At 35.5% G+C, this 23793-nt stretch carries 21 protein-coding genes and 1 other RNA gene; 12 read left to right on the top strand and 10 right to left on the bottom strand.

Annotated elements, in window-relative coordinates; all coding sequences use genetic code 11:
• Positions 1–19: 19 nt before the first annotated feature.
• A complete protein-coding gene (gene rlmD, locus BLQ00_RS09955) occupies positions 20–1432 on the bottom strand; it encodes a 23S rRNA (uracil(1939)-C(5))-methyltransferase RlmD (protein ID WP_093143840.1) in 1413 nt (470 codons plus the stop codon).
• A 145-nt stretch (positions 1433–1577) separates the two neighbouring features.
• Between rlmD and rocD the strand changes: the two genes are divergently transcribed.
• The 3 genes from rocD (at position 1578) to BLQ00_RS09940 (ending at position 5130) form a co-directional block, all read left to right on the top strand.
• A complete protein-coding gene (gene rocD, locus BLQ00_RS09950) occupies positions 1578–2822 on the top strand; it encodes an ornithine--oxo-acid transaminase (protein WP_093143837.1) in 1245 nt (414 codons plus the stop codon).
• Positions 2823–3054: 232 nt separating this feature from the next.
• Positions 3055–4062, top strand: a complete 1008-nt coding sequence (locus tag BLQ00_RS09945) for a hypothetical protein (protein WP_093143835.1) — start codon at positions 3055–3057, stop codon at positions 4060–4062.
• 126 nt (positions 4063–4188) lie between these two features.
• On the top strand, positions 4189–5130 hold the full coding sequence (locus tag BLQ00_RS09940) for a hypothetical protein (RefSeq protein ID WP_093143833.1): 942 nt from the start codon (positions 4189–4191) through the stop codon (positions 5128–5130).
• Between the two features lie 326 nt (positions 5131–5456).
• Here the strand turns inward: BLQ00_RS09940 and BLQ00_RS09935 are convergent, their stop codons facing one another.
• Positions 5457–7370 (bottom strand): T9SS type A sorting domain-containing protein, encoded by a 1914-nt coding sequence (locus tag BLQ00_RS09935; RefSeq protein WP_093143830.1) that lies wholly within the window; start codon positions 7368–7370, stop codon positions 5457–5459.
• A gap of 173 nt (positions 7371–7543) precedes the next feature.
• Here BLQ00_RS09935 and BLQ00_RS09930 point away from each other — a divergent pair, with 173 nt between their 5' ends.
• Positions 7544–8092, top strand: coding sequence for a Smr/MutS family protein (locus BLQ00_RS09930; protein WP_093143827.1), 549 nt, complete (start codon positions 7544–7546; stop codon positions 8090–8092).
• On the opposite strand, the gene BLQ00_RS09925 is transcribed toward BLQ00_RS09930, so the two are convergent.
• Positions 8093–8956, bottom strand: a complete 864-nt coding sequence (locus tag BLQ00_RS09925; RefSeq protein ID WP_093143823.1) for a hypothetical protein — start codon at positions 8954–8956, stop codon at positions 8093–8095.
• 96 nt (positions 8957–9052) lie between these two features.
• Here BLQ00_RS09925 and BLQ00_RS09920 point away from each other — a divergent pair, with 96 nt between their 5' ends.
• Entirely contained in the window at positions 9053–10204 is a 1152-nt protein-coding gene (locus BLQ00_RS09920; protein ID WP_093143820.1) for a cysteine desulfurase family protein, read from the top strand.
• Between the two features lie 26 nt (positions 10205–10230).
• On the opposite strand, the gene BLQ00_RS09915 is transcribed toward BLQ00_RS09920, so the two are convergent.
• Together BLQ00_RS09915 and BLQ00_RS09910 are read right to left on the bottom strand one after the other, a co-directional pair.
• A complete protein-coding gene (locus BLQ00_RS09915) occupies positions 10231–12693 on the bottom strand; it encodes a TonB-dependent receptor (protein ID WP_093143817.1) in 2463 nt (820 codons plus the stop codon).
• Positions 12694–12702: 9 nt separating this feature from the next.
• Positions 12703–14394: a M23 family metallopeptidase gene (locus tag BLQ00_RS09910; RefSeq protein ID WP_093143814.1), complete on the bottom strand. Its 1692-nt coding sequence runs from the start codon at positions 14392–14394 to the stop codon at positions 12703–12705.
• A gap of 150 nt (positions 14395–14544) precedes the next feature.
• On the opposite strand from BLQ00_RS09910, the gene BLQ00_RS09905 reads away from it, so the two are divergent.
• From BLQ00_RS09905 to rny, 4 genes are all read left to right on the top strand, one after another.
• Positions 14545–14835, top strand: coding sequence for a hypothetical protein (locus tag BLQ00_RS09905; RefSeq protein WP_093143811.1), 291 nt, complete (start codon positions 14545–14547; stop codon positions 14833–14835).
• A gap of 8 nt (positions 14836–14843) precedes the next feature.
• Positions 14844–15134, top strand: a complete 291-nt coding sequence (locus BLQ00_RS09900; RefSeq protein WP_093143808.1) for a cell division protein ZapA — start codon at positions 14844–14846, stop codon at positions 15132–15134.
• Positions 15135–15188: 54 nt separating this feature from the next.
• A non-coding RNA gene (ssrS, locus tag BLQ00_RS09895) (6S RNA) lies at positions 15189–15296 on the top strand.
• A 55-nt stretch (positions 15297–15351) separates the two neighbouring features.
• Positions 15352–16917 carry a ribonuclease Y gene (gene rny / locus BLQ00_RS09890; RefSeq protein WP_093143805.1) on the top strand — a complete coding sequence of 522 codons (1566 nt, stop codon included), beginning with the start codon at positions 15352–15354 and terminating at the stop codon, positions 16915–16917.
• A gap of 102 nt (positions 16918–17019) precedes the next feature.
• On the opposite strand, the gene BLQ00_RS09885 is transcribed toward rny, so the two are convergent.
• Positions 17020–17967, bottom strand: coding sequence for an aldo/keto reductase (locus BLQ00_RS09885; protein ID WP_093143780.1), 948 nt, complete (start codon positions 17965–17967; stop codon positions 17020–17022).
• 184 nt (positions 17968–18151) lie between these two features.
• Positions 18152–19048, bottom strand: a complete 897-nt coding sequence (gene xerD / locus BLQ00_RS09880) for a site-specific tyrosine recombinase XerD (RefSeq protein WP_093143777.1) — start codon at positions 19046–19048, stop codon at positions 18152–18154.
• A 106-nt stretch (positions 19049–19154) separates the two neighbouring features.
• On the opposite strand from xerD, the gene BLQ00_RS09875 reads away from it, so the two are divergent.
• The 3 genes from BLQ00_RS09875 (at position 19155) to aroQ (ending at position 20959) form a co-directional block, all read left to right on the top strand.
• Complete coding sequence (locus BLQ00_RS09875; protein ID WP_093143774.1) at positions 19155–19706, top strand: porin family protein; 552 nt, start codon at positions 19155–19157, stop codon at positions 19704–19706.
• A gap of 159 nt (positions 19707–19865) precedes the next feature.
• Positions 19866–20468: a porin family protein gene (locus tag BLQ00_RS09870; RefSeq protein WP_093143771.1), complete on the top strand. Its 603-nt coding sequence runs from the start codon at positions 19866–19868 to the stop codon at positions 20466–20468.
• Positions 20469–20536: 68 nt separating this feature from the next.
• The gene (gene aroQ, locus BLQ00_RS09865; protein ID WP_093143769.1) at positions 20537–20959 is read left to right on the top strand and encodes a type II 3-dehydroquinate dehydratase; all 423 of its coding nucleotides are present in this window, start codon (positions 20537–20539) and stop codon (positions 20957–20959) included.
• A 174-nt stretch (positions 20960–21133) separates the two neighbouring features.
• On the opposite strand, the gene lpdA is transcribed toward aroQ, so the two are convergent.
• The 3 genes from lpdA to BLQ00_RS09850 all read right to left on the bottom strand — a co-directional run bounded on the left by lpdA (position 21134) and on the right by BLQ00_RS09850 (position 23781).
• The gene (gene lpdA / locus BLQ00_RS09860) at positions 21134–22510 is read right to left on the bottom strand and encodes a dihydrolipoyl dehydrogenase (RefSeq protein ID WP_093143766.1); all 1377 of its coding nucleotides are present in this window, start codon (positions 22508–22510) and stop codon (positions 21134–21136) included.
• A 255-nt stretch (positions 22511–22765) separates the two neighbouring features.
• Positions 22766–23251, bottom strand: a complete 486-nt coding sequence (gene msrB / locus BLQ00_RS09855; protein WP_093143763.1) for a peptide-methionine (R)-S-oxide reductase MsrB — start codon at positions 23249–23251, stop codon at positions 22766–22768.
• A gap of 2 nt (positions 23252–23253) precedes the next feature.
• Complete coding sequence (locus BLQ00_RS09850) at positions 23254–23781, bottom strand: hypothetical protein (protein WP_093143760.1); 528 nt, start codon at positions 23779–23781, stop codon at positions 23254–23256.
• Between the last annotated feature and the right edge of the window lie 12 nt (positions 23782–23793).

The raw sequence follows: 23793 nt of genomic DNA, 5'->3' as shown, positions 1-23793 counted from the left end.
ATTCTAATTCAGATAAAAATTAACGCTTTTCTAAAAGTACAACATTTTCTACGTGATGTGTTTGTGGAAACATATCTACTGCTTGTACTTTGGTAACTTTATATTGGGCGTCTAACAACGCTAAATCTCTTGCTTGTGTTGCACTATTACAGCTTACATACACAATTTTTGGAGCATTTATACGGAGTAACTGTGCAACAACATCTGCGTGCATTCCATCTCTGGGAGGATCTGTAATGACAACATCTGGCAAGCCGTGAGTATCGATAAACGATTCATTAAATACTTTTTTCATATCTCCCACGTAAAAAGAAACGTTGTCAATATTATTTAATTGTGCGTTTTCTTTAGCAGCTTCAATCGCTTCAGGAACGGATTCCACACCGACAACCTTTGCTGCTTTTTTAGCTACGAATTGTGCAATGGTTCCTGTACCTGTATATAAGTCATAGACCAATTCATTTCCAGTAAGTCCTGCAAAATCGCGTGTTATTTTGTATAAATTGTGGGCTTGTTCAGAATTTGTTTGGTAAAAAGACTTGGCATTAATTTTAAATTGCAGCCCTTCCATTTCTTCAAAAATATGGTCTTCCCCTTTGTAACAAATTACTTCTTGATCGTATATGGTATCATTCCCTTTTGAATTAATCACGTATAACAAAGAGGTGATTTCTGGAAATTCAGAAGCAACTGCATCTAACAACGCTTCTCTTTTTTCAACATCTTCTTGAAAAAGCTGAAGCAATACCATGACAGCACCAGTGCTAGAAGTACGAATCATTAGGGTACGTAAAACTCCTTCTTGATTTCTTGTATTAAAAAAAGGAATGGAAAGTTCTTGCGCTTTTTCCTTTATAAAATCACGAATGGCATTGCTCGGATCGCGTTGTAAATGACATTTATTTAAGTCTAAAATTTTGTCCCACATTCCTGGAATGTGAAATCCAAGTGCATTTCGGTTTTCAATCACCTCGTCGCTTTTAATTTGCTCTAAAGTAAGCCATTTGTTATCGCTAAATGAGAATTCCATTTTATTGCGATAAAAGTATTGTTCAGGAGCTCCTAAGATAGGTGTAATTTTAGGTAATTCAATTTTTCCGATACGAAGCAGGTTGTTTTCAACTTCTTTTTGTTTGTAGAATAATTGGTGCTCGTATCCCATGGCTTGCCACTTGCAACCACCACACACCCCAAAATGCTCACATACGGGATCTACTCGTTTGTCTGAATAGGTAGAAAAAGAAATTGCATTCCCTTCATAATATGCTTTTCTCTTTTTTGTAGTTTGAATGGTTGCTACATCGCCAGGAACAGCATTACTAATAAATACAACTTTGCCATCGGCAGCCTTGGCTATTGATTTTCCTTTAGCTCCAGCGTCTATTACATTCAGGTTTTCGAGAATTACTCGATTGGTTTTTCTTCTTCCCATAGCCGCAAAAATACTATAAATAGCGGTTATAATTCAGTGCCAACCTTCAAAAAGTGTGATATTTAATTTGTAATTTTACAACCTACGGATGATTTCTCTCCGAAAAGTAGGAATCAACTAGTATTACCTATTAAATTTCAAAAGAATGTCAGTTTTAGAACAAACAGCATCACAAAAAGCAATCGATTTAGAAAACAAGTATGGAGCTCACAACTATCATCCACTTCCTGTTGTATTAAACAAAGGAGAAGGAGTATATGTTTGGGATGTAGAAGGTAAAAAATATTATGATTTTCTTTCAGCTTATTCTGCAGTAAATCAAGGACACTGTCATCCAAAAATTGTAGCGGCAGTCAATAAACAATCTGCAACATTAGCTCTTACATCTAGAGCTTTTCATAACGACATGTTAGGAGTTTATGAAAAATTTGCTTGCGAATTTTTCGGTTTCGACAAGTTATTGCCAATGAATACAGGAGCTGAAGCAGTAGAAACAGCATTAAAGCTTTGTAGAAAATGGGCGTATGAAGTAAAAGGTATTGATGAAAATCAAGCAGAGATTGTTGTTTGCGAGAATAATTTCCACGGAAGAACAACAACAATCATTTCATTTTCTAACGATCCTGTAGCTCGTAAAAACTTTGGACCTTATACCAATGGTTTTATTAAAATTGAGTACAACAATCTTGAAGCGTTAGAAGCAACACTTTCAGCGAATAAAAACATTGCAGGATTTCTTGTTGAACCAATTCAAGGAGAAGCTGGTGTATATGTTCCTACGGAAGGTTATTTAAGCAAAGCAAAAGCATTGTGTGAAAAATACAATGTATTGTTTATTGCTGATGAAGTACAAACAGGAATTGCACGTACGGGAAGGTTGTTAGCGGTAGATCACGAAAATGTAAAGCCAGATGTTTTAATTTTAGGAAAAGCATTGAGTGGAGGAGCGTATCCAATTTCAGCAGTATTGGCAAACAATACTATTATGGATGTTATCAAACCAGGAAACCACGGATCTACGTTTGGTGGAAATCCAGTCGCAGCAGCTGTTGCGATGGCAGCGTTAGAAGTTGTTCGTGATGAAAAATTAGCTGAAAATGCTGAAACACTTGGTCAATTGTTCCGAAGTGAAATAAACAAATATATTGAAACAACAGATTTAGTTTCACTAGTTCGCGGAAAAGGAATGTTGAATGCAATTGTTATTAACGATTCTGAAGACAGCGATACCGCTTGGAATATTTGTTTGAAGCTTCGCGACAATGGATTGTTAGCAAAACCTACCCACGGAAATATTATTCGTTTTGCACCTCCATTGGTAATGAATCAAGCACAATTACTAGATTGTGTATCTATTATTGTTAAAACATTAAAAACGTTCGAGAAGTAGAAAACTTCTTAAAATTATATATTTAGCCGAAGATTCTGGAAACAAGAATCTTCGGCTTTTTTTGTAGGTAAAAAACTACATGCTTTGTAGTCTAATTCGTTGATTTTACTAGGGTTATACTTCTTGACGAATTTTCACTCACTATATCGAATTTGTTCCTTAATTGGTATTCATTCCTATATATTGTTAAAGAAATTGAAATTTTACTAACCAAAATTTAAAACTTTTAATAATGAAAAAAATACTTTACGTAGCAATAGGAGCTCTTTTGTTGGCTTCTTGTACAAAAGATGAAGTTAGTGCTGTAGACACTTCAATGTCTGCTGATTTAAGCGTTATGTTGCCACAAAAATCATATGACACTTCAGATAAGGGAATGTATGCAGGTGTTATTGTTGCTAATGAAGCTCAATTTCATGGGAAATTGTGGGTTAATATAGGAAATGACTCGAATGTAAGTGCTTTAGTGAAAACAAATAATGAAGAAATCACTTTTGAAATAGCTTCTCAAAATGGAAATGTTTATCATTTTGAAAGTGAGAGAGGTTCTTTTGATGTAGATGTAACGAACTATAGAGACGTAGTTGTCTCAAATGTTAGTATTGACCAAACTTCTGGAAATGCTAGAGTTATTAAAGAAACAAATGCAGCTAAAGTACAAGCAGTATTAGGAACTTTTGATGATTTATTGCTTCCAGATTTAGGTTGGACAGGAACGTTCGATTTTCTTGTAGATCCTGCAACAGCTTATATGACAGAAGTTATTGTAACTTCAGCTTCAGGAACCATGAGTATTGATTTTGCTGCCGATATGGAAGTGGGTGACACAGGTTGTTATGGTGCTGAACCTCCATTTTTCTTTCAAGATTTAGATCCTGCAGCTAATTTATTTGAAATGTATGCGGTTGGACAAATTTGGACCTTACCTAGTGGAATGACTATCTTATATGACCTTGGGTTTTCTAAAAATATAATGGATGCCAATACAATTCCTTATACAGATGGTGTACTTTACCCAGAATTGATGAATTCTATTTTATTTGGAGGTACTATCGAAACATCAGCATGTACATGGGTAGATGCGAATGGATATTATGTAATCATTAATCCGGAAGGAACAGCATATATTGGTGGAGGGTTTATTAATATCGATACTTCAGGTTTAACGCCAGTAGTTACATCTCCTCTTGTTGAAACTGCTACAATGACTAAATATACAGCAAATCCATCAGGACTATAAACCTTACTTTTTATTGAAAAATCCACCGGTGTTATAGCATTGGTGGATTTTTTATGTACCTATTGATACTTAGATTTAATATCACATTTTACTCATACAAAAACTAACACAAATTAAAATTTCACTATGAAAAAAGTACTTGTACTTAATTTGGCCTTGGCAATCTTTATAGGTTGTAGTCCTGAACAAAATGATACAGTTGTTTCTGAAGCTGTAGATCTTACACAAATTATTAATCCAGATACAGCAAAGGCGGCTCCTCAATTTGATGCTACGTCAAATGGTATCTATAAAGGAGTGTTTGCATCCGATGATATGTTGTACCACGGAGTTTTAACGATTAATTTGGGTAATGATGCCAAATACAATGCTGTTTTAGAATACGGAGACCATCAAAGAGTTGGTTTTATACGCACTAATAATACCGTATCTAGCGTCACAAATCAAATAGAATTTAGAGGTGCAGGAACAGGATTTTCATTAAATGTATCTGATTTCGAAAACCCAATAATTGAAAATGCTTACATCAACAATCAAAATGCACAGGCAAGAGTGCTAAAGGAGACCTCTCAAAATAAGGTAGTCGCTAGTTTAGGAACTTTTGTAGACAGTTCAGATTCTAGTTTTACAGGGACCTGGGATTTTTTAAGCACAAACACACAAGTTATAAATGTGCCCTTACCAGCACCAGCTCCTCCGGGATCATTTGAAGCTGTAACAGTTCATGTGATCTCTGAGCTTGTTGTAACTAAAAACGGTACTATGTTTACAGATACAACAATGGAGCAATTTACCCCTGGTGCAGGGTGTGGTACTACCTTACCTTCCGGAAGTCAGGTACCTTTCTTTTCAGGAGATGTAACTATTTTAGTGGGTGGTATTTTTTCAGTTGAAATTAACGAATATGCAGCCTCTACACAAACTTCAACATGGTTAGGAGAAATTGCCACTTGGGACTTTAATTTTTCAAAAATACAAGGAGGTGTTTATTACAATTCAAATTGTGTAGCACAAGATGCTGGTACATGGTCGTGGAAGGGGAGAAGCGGAACTGTAACGTTAAATTAAATAAAGAAACTTAATAGTATTAAAAAGTCCTCTTGTTGTATAGTAAGAGGACTTTTTCTTTGAATAAACTCTTGTAAGTGATTCTATCAATGGAAATAAGGATGTGTGATATAAATGCTAGTTTCTTCTTTATTTAGTAAGGTACACCCTTTAAAACTCTTTCTCGTAATAATAGATAGGGTAGGTGTTTTTTCTGAAAGGCTTTCGCTTTGTTTAATTTGATAGAATGAAATTTTTAAGTACGATATATGCGCAAAAAAAAAGCGGTTCGTGAGAACCGCTTTTTACACTTTTAAATATGGTATTCTACTATTATCAGAAACGTATTAGTTATTTTTTACTGTAATCTTGTAATTAACAGCAAGGTTGTCTGTAGTTGTAAGCATTACTAAGTAAATACCATCACTTAAGTTTCCAGTAGGGAAGGTAAATCTAGAATTATTTCCTAAATCTGTTGCTTTGTAAACTAACTGACCCGTCATTGCAAAAATATTTGCTTTTGCAATATTGTATCCTTCAGGATTTGAAACTTCTAATTGTTGCGCTGAGTTGTTTTGGAAGAAGTCAACGTTTTGTTGCATACGAGTAGCAGTTTCTTCGTTTTGAGCTGTAGCCTCTCTTCTCATGTCTCTAAATACAATAAAGAAACGGTCTAAATATTCACCCGCAGGAAGTAAAACACTAGCTGTTCGATCTCCAGTAATTTGATCGTACGTATCTGTAGCGCTATCGTAAAGGTATGCTTCATTATTAACTCTTACTTCTTCAATTGCTGTAAGTACAACTCTTGTTTCAGTAGCTATATTGAATGCGAAAGGAATTTGTTTTTCCATTTCAAAAGGAACCGTTTGAATAACATAAGGATTAGGTGTATCTCCTCCAATTGGGAAATACGCTTCAGACGTAGCATCCATTGGACTCAATCCATCTAAACCACGATCATATCCATCTGTTGCCTCATCATAGAAGTTTAAAACTAACTGTCTCATATGAGTTTCGTTAAAATAAGTATTCAAACGTAAATGCGGCATTCTAGTGTCTGTATTTGCTGCAGATAAAACTTCCTGTCCTTGAGTAGTAGTAGTCGTTGTTGTCGTTGTTCCAGTACTTATTGAAGTACCGTTGTTATATCCTATAGTATTATTGCTGTCAATTGTAGAAGAAGCTCTTCCAGCAGTACGGTGAAAAACAGAAAGGTCTCCTTCTTTTCGATAGACTCTATGGCTGTTTTTAATAGTTATGAATCCATCAGAACCCCCTGGTAAAGTATTTTGACCTACAATTACAAATCCTTGTCCGATAGGTGCAATACGTCTGTCTAATAAAGCTCCAGATACTCCAGTTGATGCTCCAGCAGTTCCACTGTTATCATAATTATAAAACATTGGTTGGGTGTACGTGCCAGGAAGAGTACCTGTTGGGTCTTCTGGTCCTGGAATCCATGTACCATACCCCCCTTTATTATCTACATAAAAATGTGAATCTACACTGCGATCTTCATCCCAATACCAAAAGTTTTCAATTTCTTCATTTCCTGATTCATAAAATAATTTGTTTAAGTCCAATCCAGAAGGATAAGGGTTTCCAGAAAGAGTTCCTGAGTTTGCGACACTTCCTGCAGATACAGGAACAACAATATCCCCATTATTAGGACGACCTCTAAAATCGTATGTTTGACCTACATTTGCAAGACCAACACCTTTCATAGAGAAACCACGACCTGCTGGAATTCCAGTTCCATCTCCTACGTACGTCCATCCATCATGATAGGTATAAATCCATCTGTTAGAAATTGTTAAACTAGGAGACGCGATACCATTTACTGATGAAGTGAATCCAGCAGGAGTAGATTCTCTTTCACTTACAACATCATTATACTTTCTAATTCCAAAAGCTTTGTTTCCAGTACCTGAAACAGTTTCATCCCCAACAGGAGAGGCCCAATACGTATAATCGTATGAATCTGATCCTGGATTATCTTGATATACAGAGATGGTTCCATTTCCACTATTTTCAGTAGTTCCGCTTCCTTGTATTAGTTGCGCTTCTTCGCGTAAATAAATACTTGGTTCAGAGTTAACTGTGGGGTTTTTAACAAGTGATACATCGTCCGTAACAAATAAAACTTGATCTTTTACATAGATATAGGAATCGGTTCCGCCATTTGGCTCTACATAAAGTTGTGCTACCGCTGCGAGGGAAAATAACAGAGAAGCTGTTGTAAGTAGTAGGTTTTTCATAATTTTAAAGTGTATAAAACATCATATATTTGGGTAGAAATATTATATTTCCGCGATAAAGGTACAAATATATTTGATAACCGCAAAAAAAATGTAGGAAAACTCTTGTTTTAAAGATTTTAACTACTTGTCTTTATATTGGTTAGAGCAATATAGTAATAAATTTGAAAAATATGAAAGTAGGAGATAAAGTTTTAGTGATTGACGATGATATTTCTGGAGTGGTTTCAAAAGTTGAAGGAATTACCATTTTTGTTCTCACTGAAGATGATTTTGAAATCGGCTTTCAGAAGGAAGAATTGCTTGTTTTAGACAAGGTATTATCTAAAAAAGAGTTTCTTCCTGAAAATCTTTCCGAAGTGCTTTCAGAAAAAGAAATAAAAAAGAATAAAAATTCAAAACGTGTAAAACCTAAAGAACGTAGTCTGCCTCCTATGGAAGTAGATTTGCATATTCATCAATTGGTGCCTAAAAGTAAGTATTTAAGTAATTATGAGATGCTTACCATACAATTAGACACTGCAAAACGACAATTAGATTTTGCTATTAAAAAGAAAATACAACGTGTCGTTTTCATTCATGGCGTAGGAGAAGGAGTGCTTCGTGCAGAACTTGAATACTTATTTCGACAATATGAAAACATACAATATAACGATGCCGACTATCAAAAATATGGTAGAGGTGCTACTGAAATATATATCTTTCAGAATAAAAAGCCTTAATTATTGAAAAACAGGTGTTTTTGTAACTGTCGTGTTTAATACATCTGTTTTATCCCCAAAATCTAAAACTTCCTGATTTATTTGTTCTTCGGAATTTATTAAAACCACATTTAACACTTGCACTATAATGTCGCTACTTAAATCGTAGGTGTGACTTCTGTATTCATTAATAACTGTTTCAGTAGTTACGTCTGGATTTAAATAATTCGGTATTTCTGAAGGTGCTGTGACATCGTCTAACGGATTTAAATTTCCATTTAGATCTTCATTGCGGGTTAATATAAGGTCGTTGTCATCGTCTTCATCTAAATAATCAGGAATTGAATCTCCATCAGTATCCTTAGGGTTGGTAGGATCATCACCTAACTCAGCAGCTGTTGGAATGTTGTCACCATCATCATCATCGTCATAGTAATTAGGTATACCGTCGCCATCTGTATCTAAAGTAAGATTGGTTTCTTCCACTCCATCATTATCTTCTCTCGTTACAGTAGTGATAATTGTCGCGGTCCCAGAAGTACCTAAATATTCTACGGTTACTAATGGAGCAATAGGAGGAACGCTATTACAAAAATAGGCAGAAGTTAAATCAGCATCATACTTTCTATAATTCACAAATTTTGTAGTTCCGTCTAATGTATAGGTGTTGGTTTTCGTTTTCCAGAAAAGACTATCGGTTGTATTTAATTTAAGCGAGATGCTTTCTTGAGCGTTATTATTAATTTTAAAAAACACATAGTTTCCTATTTCTCCACAGTTTTCTAAATCTGAATCTTCAAAATCGAAAGAAGTAATAATAATGTCCCCATCGTTACAGGCTAAAAATAAGGAAGATACAAATAGGAGTGTTAGTAATTTTTTCATTTTTTATTTCTGAAATATTTAAAGTGATACAAAGTAACACAATTCTTTATAACGAAACTGCTTCCAAACTTATTTTAATCCGTATTTTTGTAGTCTATGAAAAAAGTTTATTTTGATAGTGCGGCTACGACACAATTAAGAAGTGAGGTAATTCGTAGCATAACCGAAGTGTTAAAAACCGAATACGGAAATCCCTCATCAACACACTCTTACGGGCGATCATCTAAATCGTTACTTGAGAATGCTCGAAAGGAAATTTCGGCGCATTTAAAAGTGTCGGCTTCAGAAATAATTTTTACCTCTGGTGGGACTGAAGCAGATAATTTGATTTTAAATAGCTGTGTTCGTGACCTTGGAGTGACTCGAATTATTACAAGTAAAATTGAGCACCATGCTGTTCTTTACACGGTAAACGAATTGGTGCGAACCCATCAAATTGAAGCTGCTTACGTAAAACTTGATGCTTTTGGTCGCGTTGATTACGATCATTTAGAGACTTTATTACAAGATAAAACGCATAAAACCTTAGTGAGTTTAATGCATGTTAATAATGAAATTGGGTGTTTGTTAGATCTTAAAAGAACGGCACTTCTTTGCAAACAATACGATGCTTTGTTTCATAGCGACACCGTACAATCTGTGGGGCATTACGAACTAGATTTTTCGGATATTCCAATCGATTTTGCAACTGCAGCAGCACATAAGTTTCACGGACCAAAAGGCGCTGGTTTTGCATTTGTTCGGAAAAGTAATCGTGTGCAACCTTTAATCTTTGGAGGTGAACAGGAGCGAGGCTTACGAGCAGGAACTGAAGCTGTTTACGCCATTGCAGGTATGGCGGAAGCGTTAAAAATTGCGTATCAAAATTTAGAGTCAGAAAGAGCTCACATCATAGAAGTTAAAGAGTATTTCAAAAATCAGATTTCTGAAGCGATTCCTGGCGTGAAGTTTAATGGCGCTTGCGACGATGCTTCAAAAAGCACCTATACTGTTTTAAACATTTGTTTTCCTATGTCTCCTGAAAAGGGACTTATGCTACTGTTTCATTTAGATTTAAATGGAATTGCTTGCTCTAGAGGTAGTGCTTGCCAAAGTGGTAGTTCTAAAGGATCGCATGTTTTAAACGAAATACTTTCCGAAGAAGATCTTCAAAAACCATCGGTACGCTTTTCTTTTAGTATGTTTAATACCAAAGAAGAGGTAGATTACGTTGTGGCTTTCTTAAAAGATTTTGTAAAAGAAGACTAAACAATAAAGCAAGTTTAATTCTTTACTTAAAACTTCATAGTTGCTCTAACGTTGAATACTCTTGGCGTTAAGTAATTCGGGATGGAATACTGTACTTTGGTGTATATATCACGTACAAACGTATTGGTAATAGAGTTCTGTACATCGAATATATTGAATATCTCGGCTCCAACAGTGAATTCTTTAAAGACACGTAACCAACCATTTTCACGAAGATTGTCTTTGTCTACAATTACGTACGATACCCCTAAATCGGCACGTTTGTAATCTGGTAAACGCACTTGATAGTCGTATGGGTCTGCATAACTTGGCGATCCGCCTGGCAATCCTGTGTTGTACGTTAAGTTTAAGTATCCTTTTAGGTTAGGAACTACTTTTACGTAGTCTTGTATTAACGCACCAAACTTTAAGCGTTGATCTGTGGGTCTAAAGATATAACCACGATCGTCTATGTTTTCTTCTGTTTTTAAATACCCAAAGCTTATCCAACTTTCAGTTCCGATAACAAACTCACCCGCCATGCGCACATCTAATCCGTAGGCATAAGCTTCCGCATTGTTATTAGCTCTGTATCTAATTCGAACGTTTTCTAAGGTATATGGGTTTACATCACTTAGTTTCTTGTAATAGGCTTCAGAATTAAGTGTAAACGGACGGTCCCATAATTTAAAACTATAATCATTTCCAAGTACAATATGAACCGACTGTTGTGCTTTTACATCTGGACGAACAGTTCCTGTAGAATCTCTCAATTCACGATAAAATGGCGGTTGGTGGTATAATCCTCCCGAAAGACGAAATAACATGTCCATGTCCCATTTCGGCTTCAATGTTACTTGTGCTCTCGGACTAAATGTAGTTTGTGTGGTACTTGTGATGTTTTGACCGCTCACTGTCCAATTATGGGCTCGTACACCTGCATTTACCCATAGCTCGCTGTTGTCTAAATCGTATTGACGACTGTATTGTGCGTATCCAGAGATACGGTCAATTTGAACGTCGTTTTTAGCGCGTATTTCTGTATAAGGAACAATAGGAGAGGTGTAGGGTGAATACGGTTGGTTGTTTGCGAAATCTGGAAGTGGCGGACGAATAGAAAAACCTGCCGAATCTATAATTTCATATTCCTGCACACGATCGCGAATGTCTTCGTGGGTGTATTTAATACCGTATTCAATATTATTATCTTCAATATTAATGTTCCCTTTGTGTTCTAAATTTAAAATTAAGGCATCAAGATCGTTACGAGCATGAGTGAGTTGAGAACCAATTCCTTCCGTAAATTCAACTTCTCCAAGGTTTTCATCTCCAATATTAGTGTTTACTTCTCCTAAACGGTATTGTGCTAAAATATCAAAGTGTTCTTGTTCTTGTGTTTGGTAAATGGATCCGATAACTTTCGCTGTGTAATTATCTGAAAGCACATAGGTTCCTTTTAAAGCACCAAAATACGTGTTGTAACGATCTACTTCTTGACCTTCATAAAAAACCAATAGCGCAATAGGATCGGTAAGTGTTCCGAAGTTCGTTTGACGCGTTAACGGTTCGTATTGATAATCGTTTATAGATACGTTTCCTAAAAAGCTCAATTCAAATTTATTATTGAATTTGTAGGTAAAATAAGTTTGCGCGTCTGCGAAAGTAGGTTTGTAGTTGGTTTCTGTTTGTTTAGAGTTTACAAACAAGCTATTGTCACGGTAGCGAAGTCCTAGAATACCAGTAAGTTTTCCGTCGTTAGAAATTCCTTCAACTGAAGCGCTTGCTCCTAATAAACTAAGATCTAAACTGGCGCCAAAATCTACGGGCTGACGATAGGTGATATCTAATACAGACGATAGTTTATCTCCATATTTTGCTTGAAAACCACCGGCTGAGAAATCTACGTTTGAAGTAAGGTCACTGTTTACAAAACTTAAACCTTCTTGTTGTCCGCTTCGAATTAAGAAAGGACGGTACACTTCCACTTCATTTACATACACTAGATTTTCGTCGTAGTTACCACCACGAACCGCGTATTGAGTACTTAATTCATCGTTTCCGTTTACACCAGGCAATGATTTTAATAAATTTTCTACACCCGCGTTTGCTCCAGGTATTTTTCGGATTGCTTCTGGGCTAATTGTTACAACACCTTCTATACGTTTGTTTCTTTTTGCTGAAAGTTCTACAACTCCAATTTGTATTTCGTCTGTTTTTAACACCGGATTGAACTCGTAATTGGCATTCGGTTTTAAAGTAATTGAAAGTTCCACATTTTTAAGACCCACATACGAATACGTAACCGTTATTTTTTGATTGGAAGGTATTTCGAGTAAGTAGTATCCATTTAAGTCTGATAAAACTCCTTCGGAACCATACGTGATATTAGCGCCAGAAATAGGGGTGTTCGATGTGTCTAAAAGGACTCCTCTTATGGTTGCATTTTGTGCAACTAAAATACTTGATGAGATTAAAAAGAAGAGTAAGAAGGGTAAAGTTGTAGTTTTCAAAGGCTTTTTTTATATATTTTTCCTGAAAAAGGTTGCTTCAAATGTAGCACTATTTCCTACATTATCTACAACAATTACTTTCAAATTGTTTTCAGATTCGTCTATGACTTTGTCATCAAAATCATAAGTTAGAACGTCAGTTTTGTAATTATATTCCATTAAAATGAACTTTCCATTAATGGTAGCTCTATAGGTGTTAATACCACTTAAGTCGTCATCAATCTTTATTTTAAGTGTTTTATTTTTAGTAATCCACTTATTGGCAGCGAAATTAACAGGTTTTATGGTTGGTGGTGTTGTGTCGAGCACTAAAGTGTAGGTTCCGAAGGTTCTTGTTCTTGCTGAAAGTTTGTCTCCCTTGCGATAAGTACTGTTGTAGTACGGATCTCCTTTGTAGTTCAGGCGACCTAAATACAATTTGTCTTTGTCGGGACCTTTATAATTTGACACGTCTATTGAAAGCGTAATGTTTTTATGAATCGGAATGGTGTCTTCGTGTAAATGAATTGTGTCACCTTGTGTTGAAATATCCAAGTACGCATCTTCATACAAGCTATTTGCAGGAATAAATACGTTGAACTTTCCTTTTGTAAGCGATGTTGCCTGATTTGCATGTATAAAATCTGGGGTTTCTGCGGTCGCTTTTGGCTTTAAAATTTCTTCTTGCTTTCCTTCCACAGGAATTGAGACAAGTGTTTTATTACCTTTAAAATCGGTGATTTCAATAGTGTAGGTAGAGGTAAAGCCTTCTTCAATCGTGATGTACCCATTATCGTCAACTTCAGTAATAAGGCTCAGCGGATTGTTGCTTTCGCGGAATAATTTCTGAACCCTATTTCTATTCTTCATAAAATAGCTATAATCAATATATCTATTTAGGTATCGTGTTTCGTCAAAAGAGAACTTCTTAAACTGAATGTTATATTTTTCAACCCCATTAAAAGTGGTTTTAATGTCGTAAACGCCGTTTTTGTTTGAAGCGCCATCTTGCTGGTCATTTGTATTTATTCCGAAGCCAATTTTACCAAAGGCTGTAATCTTTTCAGCTTTAAAGGAACCGTCTTTTTGATGAATTAATCGAAGTTTGATTGGGTTTTGAGATTGATTTATTTGTGCATCATCACTGATGGGATATACCATGACAGTATTCACCAATGGTTTCTTCGTGTCGGGAATATCAACACCAAATAGCATAGGATTCATAGGGCGAGAAGAAGCATCTCTTATTTCGTAATGTAAGTGTGGGCCACCGCTACTTCCTGAGTTTCCAGTGTATGCAATAATGTCTCCTTTTGCAATATTGAGAGTTGTATTGTCTGGAAACAGTTCAATTTCGTAAGTTTCTTTATCGTATTGATTCTTTTTTACATACGCATCAATCGCACCAGCATATTCTCTTAAGTGCGCATATACGGTGGTGTAGCCGTTAGGATGTTGTATGTATAAGGCCTTTCCGTAGCCATAATGCCCCACTTTAATACGTTTCACATATCCATCTGCAGGTGCATAAATTGGAATACCTTCCCGTTGTTGTGTTTTAATATCCAATCCACTATGAAAATGATTGCTACGTAGCTCACCAAAACTTCCAGAAAGGATAAGAGGTATTTCTAACGGGTTGCTAAAATAGTCGGTAGGTATGTTGTTCTGGCTGTTGGCTGTTACTCCCAATAAAAACAGTGCGAAAATAATCTTCTTCATAAAGCAAAAATAATAATACAGTGTGTAATAAAGGGGAGAGATGAAGATTTATTGTGTCCGATTATCAATAATACAAAAAATAATAGAAAACAGTTGGGTTATTACCGTTGGTATGTTAACTTTGTAAGAGTAGTATTGAAATAAATTTTAATGAGCCATATTTCAGAAATTGTTGATTCTCTTGAAAATAGGATAAGCAAATTGCTCCACAGTCATCAAAAACTGAAGCAAATTAAGACTAATTTAGAGGATGAAGTTGCTACTTTGAAATCACAACAACAGGATTTTCAAAGTGAAATAGCAGATTGGCAAGAAAAATGTAATTCATTAAAATTAGCAAATTCAATGCTTGGCAGCGACGAATACAAACGAGATACAAAACTCAAGATAAATGCTCTTGTTCGGGAAATTGATCAGTGTATTACCCAACTTTCCGAATAAAATAAATAATGTCAGACCAATTAAAAATAAAATTATCGATTGCAGATAGGGTCTATCCTTTAACAATCAATCCTTCGCAAGAAGAAGGACTTAGGCTAGCGGCTAAGAAGATAGAAGAAATGATTAAAAGGTTTGAACAAAATTACGCCGTACGAGATAAGCAGGATGTATTAGCCATGTGTGCTTTGCAATTTGCAGCTCAGGTGGAGCAAAAAAGCATTGATAAAGATACAGATTCGCAAGAAATAGAGGATAAGCTTACCGCTTTAAATCAATTATTGCAGGATCATTTATCATAAGACGTTCTTTAAATAAAATAAGGTTACTGCCTACATTAGTATATTTTTTGGTAAACTCAACGTTACATCTTTAAAAAGGGTGAGTTACTGTTGCAAAAGCGAGCCGTCTTCGAACGGATACTTGACCAGCATATTAGCCCTAAACTTGTTTTTAAGGAGTTTATTCAACAATCACTATTAATGTAGGCTTTTTTTATACATTAATTTCAACTAAAAAATGGACAATATAGTTACACTAATCATCATCGGTATTGTTGGTATTGGAATAGGATTCGCAATAGCAAAGTACTTAGAAAAAAATAATGCTTCACAGCTTACAAAATCTGCAAAAAAGAATGCCGCTTCCATCTTAAAAGGAGCAAATGCAGAAGCAGAATCGATTAAAAAAGACAAAATACTACAAGCCAAAGAAAAATTCATTGAACTTAAATCAGAACACGAAAAAGTAATTTTAAGTCGTGAAAAGAAAATCGCAGATGCAGAAAAGCGCACCCGCGACAAAGAATCACAAGTTTCTAGCGAATTAGCAAAATCTAAGAAAGCTAATGCTGAAATAGAAGGAAAGCAAAAAAGCTACAACGACAAACTAGCCTATTTGGATAAAAAACAAAGTGAGATTGATAAAATGCACCGTAGTCAAATAGAGCAATTAGAAGTGATTTCTAGTCTTTCTGCGGAAGATGCTAAAAATCAGTTGATGCAAAGCTTAAAAGAAGAAGCGAAAACGAGTGCTATGGCGTATGTTCAAAATTCGATTGAAGAAGCGAAAATGACAGCGCAGCAAGAAGCGAAGAAAATTATTATTACCACCATACAACGTATCGGTACAGAAGAAGCTGTAGAAAATTGCGTTTCTGTATTTAACCTTGAAAGTGACGATGTAAAAGGACGTATTATTGGTCGTGAAGGACGAAATATACGAGCTATTGAAGCAGCTACAGGGGTAGAGATTATTGTAGATGATACCCCAGACGCGATAATCCTTTCTTGTTTCGACTCAGTTCGAAGAGAAATTGCTCGTTTGTCATTGCACAAATTAGTAACCGACGGTCGTATTCACCCAGCACGTATTGAAGAGATCGTAAAGAAAACAACCAAACAAATTGAAGAAGAAATTATTGAGGTTGGAAAACGTACCATCATCGATTTAGGAATTCATGGATTACAACCCGAATTAATTAAAGCGGTAGGACGTATGAAGTATCGTTCATCTTACGGACAAAACTTACTACAACACTCGCGTGAAGTGGCTAAGCTTTGTGGTGTAATGGCTTCTGAACTAGGGTTAAATCCGAAACTAGCAAAACGCGCCGGATTATTACACGATATTGGTAAAGTGCCAGAAACAGAAACAGAAGTGCCTCACGCAATCTTAGGAATGCAATGGGCAGAGAAATATGGTGAAAAACCTGAAGTATGTAATGCCATTGGTGCTCACCACGACGAAATTGAAATGACAAGTTTGTTGTCTCCAATTGTACAGGTTTGTGATGCTATTAGTGGAGCTAGACCTGGCGCAAGACGTCAAGTGCTAGATTCGTACATTCAACGTTTAAAAGATCTTGAGGAAATTGCCTTCGGATTTGGAGGTGTAAACAAAGCATATGCTATTCAGGCAGGACGTGAGTTACGTGTCATGGTAGAAAGCGAAAAAGTGAGTGATGAAAAAGCAGCACAACTTTCGTTCGAGATTTCTCAGAAAATTCAAACAGATATGACGTATCCAGGACAAGTTAAAGTAACGGTAATACGTGAAACTAGAGCTGTGAATATTGCAAAGTAATTTTAGTTCATTCTATCTATAAAAAAAGGCTTCCATTATTGGAGGCCTTTTTTATTAATTTGTTTTTATGTGCTTTACAAACGCACACTCATTTATACTTTTTTATTCGTCGTAAATATTTTCGTATCCTTTGGAAGGTTCTTCAAAGAATTTTCCTGTTATAAATCTGTAGTGTTTGTCTAAGGCTGCAATTTTTTCCATATCCGCATCATCAAGCGTTACGTTTGCTGCTTGGAAGTTTGCTTCGATATGATCTTTACTTGTAGACTTAGGTATCGCGGCACAACCTCTATGCGCATGCCAAGCAATTAGTACTTGCGCTGCCGTAGCATTTGCTTTCTTTGCAATTTCCCGTATGGTTTCAATTTCCATTAAATTCGGTTCGTTTTCCCCTTTCATCCCTTCAGAGCGATCTCCTGATCCTAAAGGTGAGTATGCAATTACAAAAATGCCTTCACTTTTACAGTATGCTAATAATTCGTTTTGTTGTAATAAGGGATGTAATTCAACTTGATTTACTTCTGGTTTAATGGTTGCTTGTTCAATAAGGGCTTTTAATTTCTTTTTGCTAAAATTTGATACTCCGATATGTCTTGCCAATCTTCCTTCTTTTGCTTTTTCCATGCCTCTCCATGTATCAATAATTGGAGCTTCTTCAAGGGAAAGGTAATCGGATGGTTTTTTAGGTTGTCCTACTCCAGGTTTAAATGCCACTGGCCAATGAATTAAATAAAGGTCTAAATATTCTAGTTGAAGTTTTTTAAGCGTTTCTTGTAACGCAGGAATTATATATCCTTCTTTATGAGAATCGTTCCATAATTTAGACGTAATAAAAACATCTTCTCTTTTTATTTTTCCTTCAGCAAACACTTCGGCTAATGCTTCTCCAATTTCAGTCTCATTTCCATAAACAGCTGCAGTATCGATATGTCTAAAGCCTATATTGAGTGCTTCTTTTACTGCATTTTTCACTTCATTTCCACTTGCTTTCCATGTTCCAAGACCAATGGTATGCATGGAATCTTTATTGCTGAATTTTAATGTTTTCATAGTATTTCTTTTTTTGTTTCTGAAAATTCAAAAATGTTACTCTATATATAGAATTATTAATGTACAAAACAAGGCTAGTTTCAGAAAAAAACAAACCCAGTTTAGCGTTTATTTAACCCGAAACCATACTATTTAAACACTTTTTTCACATTTGATTTAAAAAGCAACAATAGCTAATTGAAGTTTATTTTCGAGGATGGAAAGAATTGATAACTGCGGTAAGCTGTTTTTTATCGATATGTGTGTAGATTTCAGTGGTAGTAATACTTTCATGTCCTAGCATTTGCTGAATGGCTCGCAAATCGGCACCATTTTCTAGTAAATGTGTTGCAAAGGAATGACGGAAGGTATGTGGACTAATCACTTTTTCAATGCCTGCTTTTTCAGCCAATTGTTTTACAATGGTAAAAATCATGGCGCGTGTAAGTGGTTTTCCTCTTCGATTTAAGAATAAGGTGTCTTTGGCAGTAGGGGCAATAATTTGATGTACCCGTATTTCTTTTCTATAAATAGTAATGTATTTTTCGGTAGCACCCCCAATAGGAACCAAGCGTTGTTTGTCTCCTTTTCCAGTCACTTTGATAAAGCCTTCGTCAAAAAAGAGATCCGATATTTTTAAGGAAACCAATTCTGAAACACGCAATCCGCAACCATATAAGGTTTCTAAAATGGCTCTATTTCGTTCTCCTTGTGGTGAGCTTAAATCGATGGCATTAATTAATTGGTCAATTTCTTCAATAGAAAGAGTGTCGGGAAGTTTCCTTCCTAACTTCGGACTCTCAATTAACTCCATTGGATTGGTATTTCGGTAATCTTCAAAAATGAGGTAATTAAAAAAACCACGCAATCCAGATATAATTCTACTTTGCGAACGTGGATTTACAGTTTTTGCAATGTGATAAATAAATTCTTGAATTTTTTCTTCGGAAATTACTACAGGTGAAACGTTTATCTCGTTGCTTTCTAACCATACCACAAGTTTCCTAATATCGAGCGAGTAATTGAATATGGAATTATCTGAAAGTCCACGTTCAATTTTCAAATAGTGTTGATAGTCAATAATTGCTTGTTTCCACTGCATAGGCTATAGTACATAAATAGATTCAATATAAAAAGAATGGATAGAATAACTCACGTATTTTAACGTTTTACTATCTTTGATATAATTACTAACAAAAATAAATGATATGAAAAAATTAGTTGTTTTAGCAATTGCAATTTTAGTAAGTTCAATAAGTTTTGGGCAAGAAATTGATTTAGGTATTAAAGCCGGAGCCAATTTCGCTAGTATTACAGATGCGTCTGAAGTATCGAATAAAACAGGATTCTTAGCTGGAGCTTTTGCTGGAATAAAATTTAGCGATAAAGTTGGGGTACAAGTGGATTTACTATACTCACAACAAGGAGCCGAATTTGATGCTGGCGAATTTGATTTAAACTATGCTATTGTACCTGTTGTTTTAAAATACTATTTAGTACAAGGATTAAACATTCAAGCGGGACCACAATTTGGTTTTATCGTTGATGATAATATAAAAGAAATTTATGGAGATATTGAAGGGGCTGTCAAAGCAGAAAGCTTCGATTTAACGGCAGTAGTAGGCGCTGGATACGATTTACCTATGGGACTTCGTATTGACGCACGTTACAACTTTGGACTAAGTGATATTATCGACGGAGGAACTGAAAGCAATAAAAACAGTGTTGTTTCTTTAGCACTAGGATATTCTTTTTTATAAGTTTTAACACATAATTTTAAAAGCCATCTGTTTATTCAGATGGCTTTTTTTTTGTTTAAAGCAGGGGTTTGTGGGTATTAAATAGGGGGAAAAGCCTATTGTGTGTATTTATTTTATTTTAGTAGATTTACGATACAATAACCTTACAATTAGCAAATTATGAGAAAACTATTTTTAATTACAGCAGTAGCAATATTTTTTATCACAAACAGTTTTGCGCAAGGAGAGTTCCGTATGGGTGCCAAAGCAGGACTCAATTTAGCCTCCATTGGCGGAGATTATGATGGGATCGGAGGATTAGATTCTAGAGTAAGCTTTCATATTGGTGGTTTGATAGAAGTTCCTATTACTGATAAAATTTCGGTACAGCCAGAAATTTTATATTCGTCTCAAGGATCAAAAGGAAACTATGGATTTCTATTTGATGAAGTAAATGATTTTAAAATTAAACTCGATTATCTTAACATTCCAATTCTTGGTAAATATCATATCATTGAAGGGTTAAGTGGAGAGCTAGGGCCTGTAATTGGTGTTTTAGTAAAAGCAGAAAGCGATACTAATGATGGCGATTCTGTAGATCTTAAAGATTTATATAAAAGTGTCGATATTGGTGTGGGCATAGGGGCAACCTATCGTTTGCCAATGGGCTTCTTTGGAAGTTTACGCTATAATAAAGGTGTTACAGATATCAATGACGATCCAGATTTTAATTATAAAAATCAAAATAACGTATTTCAAGTTTCAGCAGGATATACGTTTTAAGTCATAAAATTCATAGAATTATAAGCGGTTGCGAAAGCTTCCGCTTTTTTATTTTATATCTTTATGCAATGAAAATTATCATTGTCAACGGCCCAAATTTAAATCTCCTAGGTAAACGTGAAAACAACATTTATGGAGATGAAACTTTCATGGAGTTTTATGAAAAACTTCAGAAGAAATTTCCACAAATAGAATTAGAACACTTTCAATCTAATATTGAAGGTGAATTGATCGATAAAATTCAAGAAGTAGGCTACTCTTACGAAGGGATTATTTTAAATGCAGCAGCGTATACGCACACATCGGTTGCTATTGGCGATGTTGTAAAAGCAATTAGCACACCTGTTGTAGAAGTTCATATTTCAAATACGTTTTCGAGAGAAGAGTTTCGACATACCTCATTTATCTCTCCCAATGCAAAAGGAGTGATTCTTGGATTTGGTTTGCAAAGCTATGAGTTGGCGTTGCAGAGTTTTTTAGCTACAGAGTAACGAAAGCTACAATTGATTAAAAAAAACTCTTTACTTGTTTAGTGGAGCGCAGTCGAGACCTATTTCACAATCAATAATTTGAATCAATCGACAGATTGAGAATTACAGAAACTAGTATATAAAAAAAGCGCCTTGAATGTATCAAGGCACTTTTTAGTTGTTCTATTTTGAAACTTATAAGTGAATTACTTCACCGTATGCATCTGCAACAGCTTCCATTACAGCCTCACTCATGGTAGGGTGTGGGTGAATTGTTTTTAACACTTCGTGTCCTGTTGTTTCAAGTTTTCTACCTAAAACAGCTTCAGCAATCATATCGGTAACACCTGCACCAATCATATGACAACCTAGCCATTCGCCGTATTTCGCATCAAAAATTACTTTTACGAAACCATCTTTAGCACCAGAAGCACTTGCTTTTCCACTTGCTGAAAACGGGAATTTCCCAACTTTCAATTCGTATCCAGCTTCTTTTGCTTGTTTTTCAGTCATTCCTACACTTGCAATTTCAGGAGTCGCATACGTACACCCTGGAATATTTCCGTAGTCAATAGCTTCTACGTGTAAACCAGCGATTTTCTCCACACACGTAATTCCTTCCGCAGAAGCAACGTGTGCTAAAGCAGGACCAGGAACTACATCACCAATAGCGTAATAGCCAGGGATGTTTGTTTGGTACCAATCGTTTACCATGATTTTATTTTTGTCGGTGACAATACCAACATCTTCTAAACCAATATTTTCAAGGTTTGAAGCAATCCCTACTGCTGAAAGAACGATGTCAGCTTCAAGAATTTCTTCTCCTTTTTTCGTTTTTACAGTTGCTTTTACTGTTTTTCCTGAAGTATCCACTTTTTCTACAGAAGAATTAGTCATTACTTTAATACCTGCCTTTTTGAAAGAACGCTCAAATTGTTTTGAAACATCTTCGTCTTCTAGCGGTACTAAGTTTGGTAAAAACTCTACAATAGTTACGTCAGTTCCCATTGCGTTGTAAAAGTGTGCAAATTCAACTCCAATAGCTCCACTACCTACCACAATCATGCTTTTAGGTTGTTTCTTTAATGTCATTGCTTCACGATATCCAATCACCTTTTTACCATCTTGAGGAAGGTTTGGCAACTCGCGAGAACGAGCTCCAGTAGCAATGATGATGTGGTCTGCTGAATATTCTTTTCCATCAACGTCAACTTTTTTGCCTGGCTTAATTTTTCCGAAGCCATTGATCACGTCAATTTTATTTTTCTTCAATAAAAATTGAACTCCTTTGCTCATTCCATCAGCAACCCCACGACTACGAGCCACCACTTTGTCAAAATCTTTATCGTATTCTTTTACAGTAAGACCGTAGTCTTCTGCATGCTTTAAGTAATCGAATACTTGTGCACTTTTAAGCAGTGCTTTGGTTGGGATACAACCCCAATTAAGGCAAACGCCTCCTAAACTTTCTTTTTCAATAATGGCCGTTTTAAGCCCCAATTGTGAAGCCCTAATAGCAGTTACATATCCGCCTGGACCACTTCCTAAAACTATAACATCGTATTTACTCATTTCGCTGAATTGTATCTTTAATTTAAAGACACGAAATTACGAAATGTATGTGGAACGAAATAAAAAAGCATCAAAAAACAGGCAGTATTTTTCATTTTAATTTAATTTTCTTCGGAAAGAGGGGAGATGCTGCTTCTTTTTTATAGAAAAGAAGAACAAGAATAGGGTATAAAAAAAAGTTCTTTCTAAAAACGAGTACCTACTGAAGGTGTTTCGTTCCTAAAAAGAACTTTTAGATTTTTATAAGCGAAGTGTTTATTCTTTTGGAATAAATTTTAACGCGGCACCATTTACACAGTGTCTTTTACCAGTAGTTTCTCTTGGGCCGTCATTAAAAACGTGTCCTAAGTGACCACCGCAGGTTCCGCACAATTCTTCAGTACGTTCATACCCAATTTTATGATCGGTATCGAACACAACGTTTCCTGTTACCTCACGATCAAAGCTTGGCCATCCTGTACCACTATCAAATTTGTGTTTTCCTTCAAAAAGAGGAGTGTTACAAGCAGCACAAACATAGGTTCCGGCTTCGTATGTTTTGTTTAACGGACTTGAAAACGGACGTTCTGTACCTGCTTCTCGCAATACATTGTACTGTAATGGAGTTAGTTCAGCTTTCCATTCCGCTTCCGTTTTTACAACGGCAAAGTCGTGTGTTTCTTTCGCATTTTTTTTATTTTGAGCGGAAGAATTACAACTAAAAAGAACAAGACTAAATACTATTAAAAGTATGTTTTTCATAATTATTTTGAAATTTGTTCTATATCAGTCGCATCAATTTGTAAACCTTGCATTAAATCGTCCATTGTTAAATTAGCAGTAGCAAATTCAGCAGGAACAACTGCAATACGGAACGTTTGATTGGTTGTAAATTCAGGTTCTATGATTGTTAAATCAAAATTCCCATCAATTACAAATTGGATATCAAAAAAAGTATGGTTAAAGCTATATTCGAAAATATCACTTGTTCCGTCTTGATAGAAATAACTTCTAGGAAGTGGGTTCCAAATGTCAACCGATGTTCCATTTACAACTTCAGATCCTTCATAGCGATATGCTAAAATTACATCGCTTTCAAACACTTCAACTGGAAATGATATAAAAGGGGATGTATAGGTGGCAGAAGCGCTATCATACTGAAGATTTTCAGTAGTTTCAAAAACTTGTCCATATACCAAACCACCTGGTTCACCTGGAGGACCTTCTGGACCTTCACAAGAAGTAAATACGAATGCTGCAGAAACAGCTAAGAATAAAAATATATTTTTCATAATGATTATTTT

Origin of the sequence: Ulvibacter litoralis (assembly GCF_900102055.1) — a bacterium.
GTDB lineage: Bacteria > Bacteroidota > Bacteroidia > Flavobacteriales > Flavobacteriaceae > Ulvibacter > Ulvibacter litoralis.
Note: the sequence above shows the minus strand (reverse complement) of the source record. Positions and strands in the feature narration are given on the sequence as shown.